Origin of the sequence: Nocardioides sp., from assembly GCF_041913365.1 — a bacterium.
Taxonomy (GTDB): Bacteria; Actinomycetota; Actinomycetes; order Propionibacteriales; family Nocardioidaceae; genus Nocardioides.
The window spans coordinates 160024-173583 of record NZ_JAYSFM010000002.1 but is presented as its reverse complement, the minus strand read 5'-3'; the positions used below and the strand labels follow the sequence as shown (position 1 = coordinate 173583).

Genomic DNA, 13560 nt, shown 5'->3' with positions numbered 1-13560 from the left:
GAGTGACATGCCCGTCGTGCACCGCTTCGACCCGCCCGAGCGCTTCGTCGCCGGCACCGTTGGCGAGCCCGGCCAGCGCACGTTCTTCCTGCAGGCACGCGAGGGCGCCCGCCTCGTCAGCGTGTCCCTGGAGAAGCAGCAGGTGTCCGCGCTCGCCGAGCGCATCGACGAGCTCCTCGACGAGCTGATGGGCGCCGCCGGCGACGACGTGCTGATCCCGGCGATCGCGCCGCGCGACCTCACCGACAACCAGCCCCTCGAGCAGCCGATCGAGGAGGAGTTCCGCGCCGGCACCATGACCCTGTCGTGGGACGCCTCCGACGAGCGCGTCGTGATCGAGGTGTTCCCCTTCACCGAGGCGGCCGTGGTGTCGCCCGAGCAGCTCCAGGAGGACCTCGAGGACCTCCTCGAGCCCGAGCCGGAGGAGATCTTCCTCGTCCGGATCACCGCGGCCGCGGCGCGCTCGTTCGTCGAGCGGGCCCGGTCGGTGATCGGCGCGGGCCGGCCGGACTGCCCGTTCTGCGGGGAGCCGATCGACCCGGACGGCCACCTCTGCGTGCGGGCCAACGGCTTCCGGCGCCGTGACCCCTGACGTGCTGCCGGCCGGCTTCCCGACGGGCGAGCTGACGCTGCACGGCCGGGTGCTGCCCGCCTCCAACGCGACGTTCGTCGGCGAGATCGACGGCGTCCGGGTCGTCTACAAGCCGATCGCGGGGGAGCGCCCGCTCTGGGACTTCCCCGACGGCACCCTCGCGGCGCGCGAGGTGGGTGCGTACGCCGTCTCCGAGGCGCTCGGGTGGGACATCGTCCCGACGACTGTCCTGCGCGAGGGCCCCCACGGGCCGGGCATGGTCCAGCTCTGGCGCGACGAGGTCGAGGACCAGGCGCCGGTCGACATCGTCGGCGAGGGCGCGGTGCCCGAGGGCTTCCGCCACGTCTTCGACGGGCTCGACGCGCACGACCAGCCGGTCTCGCTGGTCCACGAGGACTCACCCGGGCTGCGGCGGATGGCATTGTTCGACGTCGTGGTCAACAACGCCGACCGCAAGGGCGGCCACGTCCTGCCGATGGCCGACGGGCACCGCCACGGCGTCGACCACGGCCTGACCTTCCACGTCGAGCACAAGCTCCGCACCGTGCTCTGGGGCTTCGTCGGCGAGGAGATCACGGCCGAGGAGATCGACGGCCTGCGCCGCCTGGCCGCCGCGCTCGACGGAGAGCTCGGCGCCACCCTCGCCGGCCTCCTGACCCAGGACGAGGTGGCCGTCACCGCGCGGCGGCTCCGCCGGCTCCTGTCCGAGGGCACGTTCCCGCCTCCCGCCACCTCGGCGTACCCCGTCATCCCCTGGCCGCCGTTCTGAGACGCGTACCAACGATCTCCCCTCGCACGAGGCGCACACCCGGCCGATAGGCTGCCGGACATGCGTGCCTGGTCGTCCCTCGACGTTCCCCGACTCCCTGTGACGGGCCCCGCGGTGCGGGTGCACGACACCGCGAGCAGCGGCCTCGTCGAGACCCGTCCCGAGGGCCCGGCCCGGATGTACGTCTGCGGCATCACGCCCTACGACGCCACGCACATGGGCCACGCCGCGACCTACGTCGCGTTCGACCTGCTCAACCGCGCCTGGCGCAACGCCGGCCACGAGGTGACGTACGTCCAGAACGTCACCGACGTCGACGACCCGCTGCTCGAGCGGGCCGAGAAGGTCAAGGTCGACTGGGTCGAGCTCGCCGAGCGCGAGACGCAGCTGTTCCGCGACGACATGGAGGCGCTGCGCGTCCTCCCGCCTGAGCACTACATCGGCGCCGTGGAGTCGATCCCGCAGGTCATCGAGCTCATCCAGCGGCTCGAGGAGGCCGGCGCCGTCTACCGCGTCGAGGACGACCTCTACTTCTCCGTCACCTCCGACGCCGCCTTCGGGTCGGTCTCCGGCTTCGACCGCGCGATGATGCTCGAGATCTTCCCCGAGCGTGGCGGCGACCCCGACCGCGAGGGCAAGAAGGACCCGCTCGACTGCCTCCTGTGGCGGGCCGAGCGGCCCGGCGAGCCGGCGTGGGACAGCCCCTGGGGTCCCGGTCGCCCCGGTTGGCACATCGAGTGCACCGCGATCGCGCTCGACCACCTCGGCACCGCCTTCGACGTGCAGGGCGGAGGCAGCGACCTGGTCTTCCCGCACCACGAGATGTCCGCCGGCCACGGCCAGGTGGCGCACCCCGGCGAGAAGTTCGCGCGGGCCTACGCCCACGCCGGGATGGTGGCCTTCGACGGCGAGAAGATGTCGAAGTCCAAGGGCAACCTGGTCTTCGTCTCCGCGCTCCGGATGAGCGAGGTCGACCCGATGGCGATCCGGCTGGTGCTGCTGCGCCACCACTACCGCAGCGACTGGGAGTGGACCGACGCCCAGCTCTGGGACGCCGTCGACACCCTCGCCGACTGGCGGCGCGCGCTCGCCCTCGGCTACGGCGCCGACGCGGCACCGGTCGTCGAGCGGGTCCTGGCCGCCCTCGCCGACGACCTCGACGCCCCGACCGCCGTGGCGGCGGTGCAGGAGTGGGTCGAGGCCACCCTCGGCACCACCGGCCTGGCCGACACGACCGACCACGAGGCGGCGACGACCGTCCACCGGCTCCTCGACTCCGCCCTCGGCCTCTCCCTCTGACGTACGCCCTCCCACTCGGGCGGTGGTCCAGGGGGATTCCGGCGCCCTCGGATGCCCCTCGGCCACCGCTGGCGCCGGCGGGCGGTGGTCCACCTACATTCGAGCGGCCAGGAATGTAGGTGGAGCACCGCTCAGCGTGTGCGCCGTCGGGCGGTGGTCCAGGGGGATTCCGACGCCCTCGAATGCCCCTCAGCCACCGCTCGCGGGCGTGTCGGCGTTCGCCACGCCACCGGGCGGTGGCTCAGGGGGATTCCGGCGCCCTCGAATGCCCCTGGGCCACCGCTGGCGCCGGGCGGGCGGTGGTCCACCTACATTCGAGCGGCCAGGAATGCAGGTGGAGCACCGCCGAGGTGCGGGTCGGCGTACGCCCCGCGGGCGGGCGGTGGCCCACCTACATTCGAGCGGCCAGGAATGTAGGTGGACCACCGCTCGAGGCAGGTCAGTCGGTGTCGCGGCGCTTGAGGTAGCGCTCGAACTCCCGCGCGATGGCCTCGCCGGAGGCCTCGGGGAGGTCGGTGGTGTCGCGGGTCTCCTCGAGGGCGCGGACGTAGTCGGCGACGTCCTCGTCCTCGGCGGCGAGCTCGTCGACGCCGCGCTCCCAGGCCTTGGCGTCGTCGGGCAGGTCGCCCAGCGGCATCGGCGCCTGGAGCAGCTCCTCGAGCTGGCCGAGGAGCGCGAGGGTGGCCTTCGGGCACGGCGGCTGGGCGACGTAGTGGGGGACTGCGGCCCAGTACGACACGGAGGGGATGTCGAGCTGGTTGCAGGCGTCGTTGAAGACCCCGACGATGCCGGTCGGGCCCTCGTAGCTGGACTGCTCGAGGTCGAGGCGGTCCACGAGCTCGGGCTCGCTGGCCGTCCCGGTCACGGGGATGGGACGGGTGTGGGGCGTGTCGGCGAGCAGCGCACCGAGGGTGACCACGAGCTCGGCCCCCAGGTCGTCGCAGGCGGCGAGCAGCTCGGCGCAGAACTGGCGCCACTTCATGTTCGGCTCGATGCCGCGGACCAGGATCACGTCCCGGTCGAGCTCGGCCGGGCGCGCGACCGCGATGCGGGTGGTGGGCCAGGTGAGCCGGCGATGACCGCTCGCGTCGGTGCCGATCACGGGACGGTTGACCTGGAAGTCATAGAACTCCTCGGGGTCCACCGCACCGATGACGTCGGCCTTCCACTGCTCCAGGAGGTGGTCGACCAGACCGGAGGCCGCGTCGGCGGCGTCGTTCCAGCCCTCGAAGGCCGCGATCACCACCGGGGAGACAAGGCCCTGCACGTCGTCGAACTCGATCACTGCTCCAGACTAGCCAGCCCTCGTGATTTCGTGCGCCGTGTCGCGCGGTGCCACGATGTGGAAACCGCGTCCGCCAGTCGGACGACCTTCCTAGTCTGGCTGTCTGCCACCGAGAGAGGCCGCATCGTGAAGCCGCAGCACCGCCCTGACGCCACCGACGCCCTGACGTCGATCCTCCGCGAGCGGATCATGGTGCTGGACGGCGCGATGGGCACGGCGATCCAGCGCGACCGCCCCGACGAGGCCGGCTACCGCGGCGAGCGCTTCGTCGACCACCCGAGCGACCTGGTCGGCAACAACGACCTGCTGACGATCACCCAGCCGCAGATCATCCGGACCATCCACGAGGAGTACCTCCGGGCCGGCGCCGACGTCATCGAGACCAACACGTTCAACGCCAACGCGGTCTCGCTCGCCGACTACGGCCTCGAGGAGCTCGCCTACGAGCTCAACTACGAGTCGGCCCGCCTGGCGCGCGCCGCGGCCGACGCGGTCGCGACCGACGAGCGTCCCCGCTGGGTCGCGGGAGCGCTCGGTCCGACGACCCGCACCGCCTCGATCTCGCCCGACGTCAACGACCCCGGCGCCCGCAACGTGTCGTTCGACCAGCTCGCCGAGGCCTACCTGACGGCTGCCCGCGGCCTGGTCGACGGTGGCGCCGACCTGCTGATGATCGAGACGATCTTCGACACCCTCAACGCCAAGGCCGCGATCTTCGCCGTCGAGACGCTCTTCGAGGAGCAGGGGCGCCGCTGGCCGGTCATCATCTCCGGCACCATCACCGACGCGTCGGGCCGCACGCTGTCGGGCCAGGTGACCGAGGCCTTCTGGGACTCCGTACGCCACGCGCGTCCGCTGGCGGTGGGCCTCAACTGCGCCCTCGGTGCCCGCGAGATGCGCCCCTACGTCGCCGAGCTCTCGCGGCTCGCCGACTCGTTCGTCTCGGTCTACCCCAACGCCGGCCTGCCCAACGCGTTCGGCGAGTACGACGAGACGCCCGAGCAGACGGCGGCCGTACTCGCCGAGTTCGCCGACGCGGGCTTCCTCAACTTCGTCGGCGGCTGCTGCGGCACGACGCCCGACCACATCGGGGCCATCGCGAAGGCCGTGGAGGGCAAGGAGCGGCGTACGCCGGTGGAGCTCGAGCCGGTCATGCGGCTCTCCGGCCTCGAGCCGCTGACGATCACCCAGGAGAGCCTCTTCGTCAACGTCGGTGAGCGCACCAACATCACCGGCTCGGCCCGCTTCCGCAAGCTCATCAAGGATGGCGACTACGACACCGCCCTCAGCGTCGCCGCGCAGCAGGTCGAGGCCGGCGCGCAGGTCATCGACGTCAACATGGACGAGGGCATGATCGACGGCGTCGCCGCGATGGACCGCTTCCTCAAGCTCATCGCCGCCGAGCCCGACATCAGCCGCGTGCCGGTGATGGTCGACTCCTCCAAGTGGGAGGTCATCGAGGCCGGCCTCAAGTGCGTGCAGGGCAAGGCGATCGTCAACTCGATCTCCATGAAGGAGGGGGAGGACGCCTTCCGCGACCACGCCCGCCTGTGCCGCAAGTACGGCGCCGCAGTGGTCGTGATGGCCTTCGACGAGGACGGCCAGGCCGACAACCTCGAGCGCCGCAAGGTGATCTGCGAGCGCGCCTACCGGATCCTCGTCGACGAGGTCGGCTTCCCGCCCGAGGACATCATCTTCGACCCCAACGTCTTCGCGGTCGCGACCGGCATCGAGGAGCACGCCACCTACGGCGAGGACTTCATCGAGGCCACCCGCTGGATCAAGCAGAACCTGCCGGGCGCCAAGGTCAGCGGCGGCATCTCCAACGTGTCGTTCTCCTTCCGTGGCAACAACCCGGTCCGCGAGGCGATCCACGCGGTCTTCCTCTACCACGCGATCCGGGCGGGCCTGGACATGGGCATCGTCAACGCGGGCGCCCTGGTGGTCTACGACGAGGTCGACCCGGAGCTGCGCGAGCGCATCGAGGACGTCGTGCTCAACCGCCGTCCCGACGCCGCCGAGCGGCTGCTGGAGATCGCCGAGCGCTTCAACGTGGCGGCGGGTGCGGTCGAGGAGTCCGAGGACGAGTGGCGTGCGCTCCCGCTCCGCGAGCGCATCACCCACGCCCTGGTCAAGGGCATCGATGCGCACGTCGAGGCCGACACCGAGGCGCTCCGGGCCGAGATCGCGGAGGCCGGCGGCCGCCCGATCGAGGTCATCGAGGGTCCCCTGATGGACGGCATGAACGTCGTCGGCGACCTGTTCGGCGACGGCAAGATGTTCCTGCCGCAGGTGGTCAAGAGCGCCCGCGTGATGAAGAAGGCGGTGGCCTACCTCATCCCCTTCATCGAGGAGGAGAAGGCGAAGGACCCCGAGCTCGCCCTGCAGAAGGACACCAACGGCACGATCGTCATGGCGACGGTCAAGGGCGACGTCCATGACATCGGCAAGAACATCGTCGGGGTCGTGCTGCAGTGCAACAACTACGAGGTGATCGACCTCGGCGTGATGGTCCCGGCCCAGAAGATCCTCGACGCGGCGCAGGAGCACGGCGCCGACATCATCGGCCTGTCCGGCCTGATCACGCCGTCGCTCGACGAGATGGTCAACTTCGCCTCCGAGATGCAGCGCCTCGGGCTCGACATCCCGCTCCTGATCGGCGGCGCCACCACCTCCCGCGCGCACACGGCGGTCAAGATCGACCAGAAGTACGACGGTCCCGTGGTGTGGGTCAAGGACGCGTCGCGCTCGGTGCCGACCGCTGCGGCCCTGCTCAATCCCACCCAGCGCGAGCAGCTGCTCAAGGACGTCCAGGCCGACTTCGACTCGCTGCGGGCCCGACACGCGGCCAAGCACGACCGGCCGATGGTCTCCCTCGAGCAGGCCCGCGCCAACGCGACGCCGATCGACTGGAGCGACTACCACCCACCCAAGCCGCACATGCTGCTCCAGCAGGACCACGCCGTGTCCCCGCTCATCGGCACCCAGGTGACCCAGCACGTCCGGGTGCTGCGCGACCACGACCTGGAGAGCCTGCGCAAGTACATCGACTGGCAGCCGTTCTTCAATGCCTGGGAGATGAAGGGCGCGTTCCCCGACATCCTCAACAACCCGACGTCCGGCCCGGCCGCCCGCAAGCTGTACGACGACGCGCAGGCGATGCTCGACCAGATCGTCGAGGAGAAGTGGATCCGCGCCCACGGCGTGGTCGGCTTCTTCCCGGCCAACAGCGTCGGCGACTCGGTCGAGCTCTACCTCGACGGCGACCGCAGCGCGGTCCACGCCACCCTGCACCACCTGCGGCAGCAGGGCGAGCACCGCGACGGCGTACCCAACCGGTCCCTGGCCGACTTCGTCGCGCCGCGGGAGACCGGCCTGCGTGACCACGTCGGCGCCTTCGCAGTGACGGCCGGTGACGGCCTTGCGGAGCGGGTGCGGGCCTTCCGCGAGGAGCTCGACGACTACAACGCGATCCTCCTCGAGTCGCTGGGCGACCGGCTCGCCGAGGCGTTCGCCGAGCGCCTGCACGAGCGGGTGCGCAAGGAGCTGTGGGGCTACGCCCCCGACGAGCACCTCGACAACGTGGGCCTGATCAAGGAGCAGTACGACGGCATCCGCCCGGCCCCGGGCTACCCCGCGTGCCCCGAGCACACCGAGAAGCAGACCCTGTGGGAGCTGCTCGACGTCGAGGAGCACACCGGCATCCGGCTCACCGAGTCGATGGCGATGTGGCCGGGCGCCTCCGTGAGCGGGTTCTACTACTCCCACCCGCAGTCGCAGTACTTCGTGGTGGGGCGCGTCAACCGCGACCAGGTCGCCGACTACGCCGAGCGCAAGGGCTGGACCCTCGCCGAGGCCGAGCGGTGGCTCTCGCCCAACCTGGGCTACGACCCGGAGGACTGACCCTCTGCTTCCTCGGCCACGCATGGGAACGCCTCCACGGGGAACCTGCTCACATCGGGCAGGATGACCGGGGAGGGCGGAGGAAGAGGTCGAGGTGGACGCCGTGCCGGTGTCGGTGGTGCTGGTCGAGGACTCGGTCGACGTGCGGACGCTGGTGCGCATGCGACTGGAGTCCTCCGGGGCGTTCTCGGTCCTGGGCGAGGCCGAGGACGGCGAGCAGGCGATCGAGATGGTGGTGCGCCACGAGCCCGACCTCGTGCTCCTCGACATCTCCATGCCGGCCATGGACGGCCTCGAGACCCTGCCGGCCATCCTCGCCGTACGGCCCGGGACGTCCGTCGTGATGTTCAGCGGCTTCGGCGGCGCCGAGCTCGAGGCGCAGGTCCGCGAGCTCGGGGCGCTCGACCTCATCGAGAAGTCGATCCCGCTGGAGCAGCTGCCCGACCGGCTCGTCACGTGCCTGCGCCCGCCGACCGAGAGCCCCACCGAGCCCGGGCCAGGCGACGCACCGCAGGGCGGGCTCCGGTCCGTGCCCCGTGGGGCCGACGTGGAGCAGGCGATCCTCGACGAGCACGTCGAGGGCTTCCGGGCGCTGTTCGACCGGGCCTCGCTCGGGATGGCCACCCTCACGGTCCACGCCACGATCGTGCGGGCCAACGCCGCCCTCGCCGAGCTGATGTCGTGCGAGCCGAGCGACCTGGTCGGCGTCGACTACGGGCGGCTCACCGGTGGGCTCGGCGACCTCCTGGACGCCCAGCTCGAGGTGCTGCGGACCACGCACGAGAGCGTCGCCACCTTCGAGCACCCCATCCCCGCGCCGCCGGGCGTGACGCCCCTGCGCACCGCCCTCGTGACCCTGGTGCCGGTCCGGGACTCGTCCGCGGAGCTGTTGTACGTCTTCGCCCAGGTGCAGGACATCACGGCGCAGCGCACGGCCGAGGACGAGCTGCACCGCAGCGAGGAGAAGTTCCGCCTGCTCGTCGACGCGGTCGAGGACTACGCGATCTTCATGCTGGACACCGACGGGCGGGTGATGAGCTGGAACGCCGGGGCCCGGCGGATCAAGGGCTACGAGGCCCAGGAGATCATCGGCCGCCACTTCCGGGTCTTCTACCCCGAGGGGCAGCGGCTGACCGGCCACCCCGAGCACAACCTCCGGACCGCGCTCCGGGACGGCTCCGTCGCCGAGGAGGGCTGGCGGGTGCGCAACGACGGCAGCCGCTTCTGGGCGAGCGTGGTGATCAGCGCCGTGCACGACGAGCGGGGCCGGCACATCGGGTTCGCCAAGGTGACCCGCGACCAGACCGAGCAAAGGCAGAACGCCGAGGACCGCTCGCAGACGCTGGCCGAGCAGACCCGCCTGCTGGCCGTCACGGCGCACGAGCTCAGGAACCCGACGGCGGTGATTCACGGCAGCGCACACGTGCTCCAGACGTCGCAGGAGCAGATGACCCCCCACGAGCGCGACCAGTTCTTCCGCGGCATCCAGAGCAGCGCCGACCGCCTCCGCCGGCTGGCCGCCGACCTCACCGCGGCCTCGCAGCTGTCCGGACCGGGGCTGCACTTCCAGATGGAGGACGTGTCGCTCGCGGAGCTGGTGTGGGGCACCGCCGTCCGCCGGGCCGCGGCCAGCCCGACGGTCCACGTCGCCGTCGAGGTCCCCGACGAGGCCGTCGTCCGCGGTGACGAGGTCCGCCTCGCGCAGGCGCTCGACAACCTGCTCGACAATGCCGTACGCCACGGGGAGCCGCCCTTCTCGATCACCGCGCAGGTGCAGGACGACCTGGTCGAGATCAGCGTCACCGACCGGGGCCACGGGCCGCCGATCGAGCTGTCCACCCGCCTGTTCGACCGGTTCGCCACGGCCGGTCCCGCGGCGGGCACGGGGCTCGGCCTCTACCTGGTGCGCGAGATCATGAGCGGGCACCGCGGAGAGGTCGTGCACGAGCCCGTGGCACCCGGTGGCCCGACGACGTTCACCCTCCGGTTCCCGGTCGGGGCAGGGACGCCGGACCCGCCCGTCTAGGCTGTCAGCCGGACGATCGGTCACGCGACAGTGACCTCAGTGACCGGGAGGGGCACCCTGAACACCGCTGCACCGAGCGAGCCGGGCGCCACCTCACCCGACCCGGCCGCCTTCCCCGCCGCCGTCCTCTGGGACATGGACGGGACCCTCGTCGACACCGAGCCGTACTGGATCGCCACCGAGTTCGCGATGGCGGAGAAGTACGGCGGCACGTGGTCGGAGGAGCACGCCCTCAACCTCGTCGGCAAGGCGCTGCTCGACTCCGGCGACTACATCCGGGTGCACATGGACATCGACCTGACGCCGCAGCAGATCGTCGAGGAGCTGCTCGACGGCGTGGTGGCGCGCGTCGAGGAGGAGGTGCCCTGGCGTCCCGGTGCCCGCGAGCTGCTGACGGACCTGGAGGCCCACGGCATCCCGTGCGCGCTCGTCACGATGTCGTGGCAGCGCTTCGTCGCGCCCATCCTCGCCCAGCTGCCCGACCAGACGTTCGTGACGGTGGTGACCGGCGACCGGGTCGAGTTCGGCAAGCCGCACCCCGAGCCCTACCTCACCGCCGCCGCCGAGCTGGGCCTGCGGGCCGAGGACTGCGTCGCCATCGAGGACTCCAACACCGGCGCGAAGTCCGGGGTGGCGGCGGGCTGCACGGTGCTCTGCGTTCCCCACCACGTGCCGATCCTCGAGGGTGAGCGCCGGGTGTTCGTCGACTCGCTGGCCGGCGTCGACGCGGCACGCCTCGCCGAGCTGACGAGGGCCGCGCGGGCCTCCTGACCCGCCTCGGGGGCGTTCCGTCGCGCCGCAGCGGTCGTGTCGAAGGTGTGACACGACCGTGACCACGGCGTTGTGGCCCAGCCCACATCGTCCGGTCTAGGGTGCTCGGACGAACGCATTCCGGACGGAAGGACCTCGGATGTCTCCGAAACGAACCGTGGCGACCTGGACCATGGCCGTGCTCGCGGCCGCCACGCTGGCCAGCTGCGCCGACAGCGAGCGCAACGACGACAGCGGGGGAGGAGGCGGTGACGACGGCACGTTCGTGTTCGGTGCCGCCGGCGCCCCCGAGATGTTCGACCCGTTCTACGCCACCGACGGCGAGACCTTCCGGGTCACCCGCCAGATGTTCGAGGGCCTGCTCGGCATCGAGCCCGGCAGCGCCGAGGTCGTGCCCGAGCTCGCCACCGAGTGGGAGCCCAACGAGGACGGCACAGAGTGGACGTTCACGCTGCGCGACGACGTGACGTTCCACGACGGCGAGCCGTTCAACGCCGAGGCCGTCTGCTACAACTTCGAGCGGATGTTCGACCAGAACGAGGCCGGCCAGACCGCGGGTGAGTACTGGGGCTACGTCATGGGCGCCTTCAAGAACGACGCCGCGAACTCGCTCTACCAGGGCTGCGAGGCGACCGGCGAGTTCGAGGCCGTCGTCACGATCAGCGGCCCGACCTCGGGGTTCCCGACCATGCTGACCCTCGAGTCGCTGTCGATGCAGTCGCCCAAGGCGCTCGAGGAGGGTGACGCCAACGGGATCGCCGCCGAGGGCGAGGGCTTCAGCTTCCCGGCGTACGCCGACGCGCCCGTCGGCACCGGGCCGTTCACCTTCGGTGAGTACGACGAGGCCAACGGCGAGATCTCGCTGGAGCGCAACGACGACTACTGGGGCGACGCCGCGAAGGTCGACGAGCTGGTCTTCCGGGTGATCCCGGACGAGAGCACCCGCCGCCAGGAGCTCGAGGCCGGCAGCATCAACGGCTACGACCTGCCCAACCCGGTCGACTGGCAGGGCCTCGAGGACGACGGCAACAGCGTCGAGGTCCGCGACCCGTTCAACATCCTCTACCTCGGCTTCAACCTCGACGGCGACAACGCCGAGCTCAAGGACCCGAAGGTCCGCCAGGCGCTCTACCACGCCATCAACCGCGAGCAGCTCGTCCAGACGCAGCTGCCCGAGGGCGCGGCGGTGGCGACGCAGTTCATGCCCGACACGGTGAGCGGCTACAACACCAGCATCGAGCCCTACGCCTACGACCCCGACGAGGCCAAGCGCCTCCTGGCCGAGGCCGGAGCCGAGGGGATGACCCTCAACTTCGCCTACCCGACCGAGGTCAGCCGGCCCTACATGCCGGACCCGGAGAAGATCTACGAGGCGCTGCGCACCGACCTCGAGGCCGTGGGCGTGAAGGTCAACGTCAAGACCGCGTCGTGGAACGGTGGCTACCTCGACAACGTCACCGCCGGTCGCTACGACGCCTACATCCTCGGCTGGACTGGCGACTACGACTCCGCCTACAACTTCATCGGCACGTTCTTCGGCAACCTCAAGGAGAACGACTTCGGCACCGCCGGCATGCCGTGGGGCAAGCAGCTCGCCGACGACCTCAAGGCGGCCGACGCCGTGGTCGACGAGGCCGAGCGGGGTGCGGCGTTCGAGGAGATCAACCGGCAGATCATGGAGGACTACCTCCCGGGCCTGCCGATCAGCCACTCGCCGCCGGCCCTCGTGGTCGGTCCCGGCGTGGAGGGCGTGATCCCGAGCCCCCTGACCGCCGAGGAGTTCGACACGGTCACGGTGGGCGGGGAGTGACCTCCACCTGCTGACCGATCGATGTGCGTGACGTCCGGGGGCTGTCGTCCAGACGGCCCCCGGACCGCGCAGGCGTGTGAGGAGCACCCTTGATCCGCTTCGTCGTACGACGACTGCTGCAGCTGTGCGTGGTGGTCCTCGTGCTGTCCATGCTCGTCTTCGGGTGGCTGCGCTCGCTGCCGGGCGGGCCGGTGTCGGCCATCCTGGGGGAGCGGCAGACCCCCGAGCGCCGGGCGGCCCTCGAGGCGGCGCTGGGCCTCGACCAGCCGTTGCCGGTGCAGTACTGGAAGTTCCTCCAGCGTGCCGCGCAGGGCGACTTCGGGGTCTCGACCAAGGTGCTGCCCGGTGAGGACGCCCTCGACATCTTCCTGCAGCGGCTGCCCGCGACGATCGAGCTGTCCCTGCTGGCGATGGTCCTGGCGATCGTGCTCGGCATCCCGCTCGGCTACTTCGCCGCGCGCCGCCGCGGGTCACCGGCCGACGCGGGCGCGGTGATCTTCTCGCTCGTCGGGGTCGCGGTGCCGGTGTTCTTCACGGCCTTCCTGCTCAAGTACTTCTTCGCCGTCGAGTGGAACCTGCTGCCGGTCTCCGGGCGTCAGTCCACCGGGATCGACGCGACCCGCGTGACCGGGATGTTCGTCCTCGACGGCATCCTGACGCGCGAGTGGGACGCCTCCTGGGACGCGCTCAAGCACCTGATCCTCCCCGCACTGGCGTTGTCGACGATCCCGTTCGCGGTGATCTTCCGGATCACCCGTGCCTCGGTCCTCGATGTGCTCGACGAGGACTACGTGCGCACCGCGGAGGCCAAGGGGCTCGCCGTGAGGGTGATCCGCGCTCGCCACGTGCTGCGCAACGCGATGCTCCCGGTGGTCACGACCATCGGCCTCCAGGTCGGCGGCCTGCTCTCCGGCGCGGTGCTGACCGAGACGGTCTTCTCCTACCGCGGGGTCGGCGAGGCGCTCGCCACCGCCTTCCGCGAGAAGGACTATCCCGTGCTCCAGGTCCTGATCATGGCCGCCGCCGCGATCTACGTCCTCGTCAACCTGACGGTCGACATCGCCTACGCGGTGATCGACCCGCGGATCCGGACGAGGTGAGGTGA

General features: G+C 71.0%; 9 protein-coding genes. 8 read left to right on the top strand and 1 reads right to left on the bottom strand.

Translation table 11 applies throughout. The features are described 5' to 3' along the window. The first annotated feature begins 7 nt into the window (after positions 1-7). Genes ACE3QY_RS05850 through mshC form a run of 3 tightly spaced genes read left to right on the top strand, consistent with a single transcriptional unit; the run spans position 8 to position 2660 of the window. The gene (locus tag ACE3QY_RS05850; RefSeq protein WP_374455069.1) at positions 8-592 is read left to right on the top strand and encodes a DUF3090 domain-containing protein; all 585 of its coding nucleotides are present in this window, start codon (positions 8-10) and stop codon (positions 590-592) included. Next, positions 582-1361 (top strand): SCO1664 family protein, encoded by a 780-nt coding sequence (locus tag ACE3QY_RS05845; RefSeq protein ID WP_374455068.1) that lies wholly within the window; start codon positions 582-584, stop codon positions 1359-1361. Before ACE3QY_RS05850 ends, ACE3QY_RS05845 begins: the two co-directional genes overlap by 11 nt. Positions 1362-1421: 60 nt before the next feature. Next, positions 1422-2660, top strand: coding sequence for a cysteine--1-D-myo-inosityl 2-amino-2-deoxy-alpha-D-glucopyranoside ligase (gene mshC / locus ACE3QY_RS05840; RefSeq protein ID WP_374455067.1), 1239 nt, complete (start codon positions 1422-1424; stop codon positions 2658-2660). Between the two features lie 439 nt (positions 2661-3099). Here mshC and ACE3QY_RS05835 read toward each other — a convergent pair whose 3' ends face one another. Then, positions 3100-3945 carry a PAC2 family protein gene (locus tag ACE3QY_RS05835; RefSeq protein WP_374455066.1) on the bottom strand — a complete coding sequence of 282 codons (846 nt, stop codon included), beginning with the start codon at positions 3943-3945 and terminating at the stop codon, positions 3100-3102. Between the two features lie 126 nt (positions 3946-4071). On the opposite strand from ACE3QY_RS05835, the gene metH reads away from it, so the two are divergent. The 5 genes from metH (at position 4072) to ACE3QY_RS05810 (ending at position 13555) form a co-directional block, all read left to right on the top strand. Next, positions 4072-7848, top strand: a complete 3777-nt coding sequence (metH, locus tag ACE3QY_RS05830; RefSeq protein ID WP_374455065.1) for a methionine synthase — start codon at positions 4072-4074, stop codon at positions 7846-7848. Positions 7849-7942: 94 nt separating this feature from the next. Then, complete coding sequence (locus tag ACE3QY_RS05825; RefSeq protein ID WP_374455064.1) at positions 7943-9874, top strand: PAS domain S-box protein; 1932 nt, start codon at positions 7943-7945, stop codon at positions 9872-9874. Between the two features lie 39 nt (positions 9875-9913). Next, positions 9914-10645 (top strand): HAD family hydrolase, encoded by a 732-nt coding sequence (locus ACE3QY_RS05820; RefSeq protein ID WP_374455063.1) that lies wholly within the window; start codon positions 9914-9916, stop codon positions 10643-10645. A 139-nt stretch (positions 10646-10784) separates the two neighbouring features. Then, a complete protein-coding gene (locus ACE3QY_RS05815; RefSeq protein WP_374455062.1) occupies positions 10785-12455 on the top strand; it encodes an ABC transporter substrate-binding protein in 1671 nt (556 codons plus the stop codon). Between the two features lie 89 nt (positions 12456-12544). Continuing rightward, on the top strand, positions 12545-13555 hold the full coding sequence (locus tag ACE3QY_RS05810; protein ID WP_374455061.1) for an ABC transporter permease: 1011 nt from the start codon (positions 12545-12547) through the stop codon (positions 13553-13555). The last annotated feature ends 5 nt before the right edge of the window (positions 13556-13560 follow it).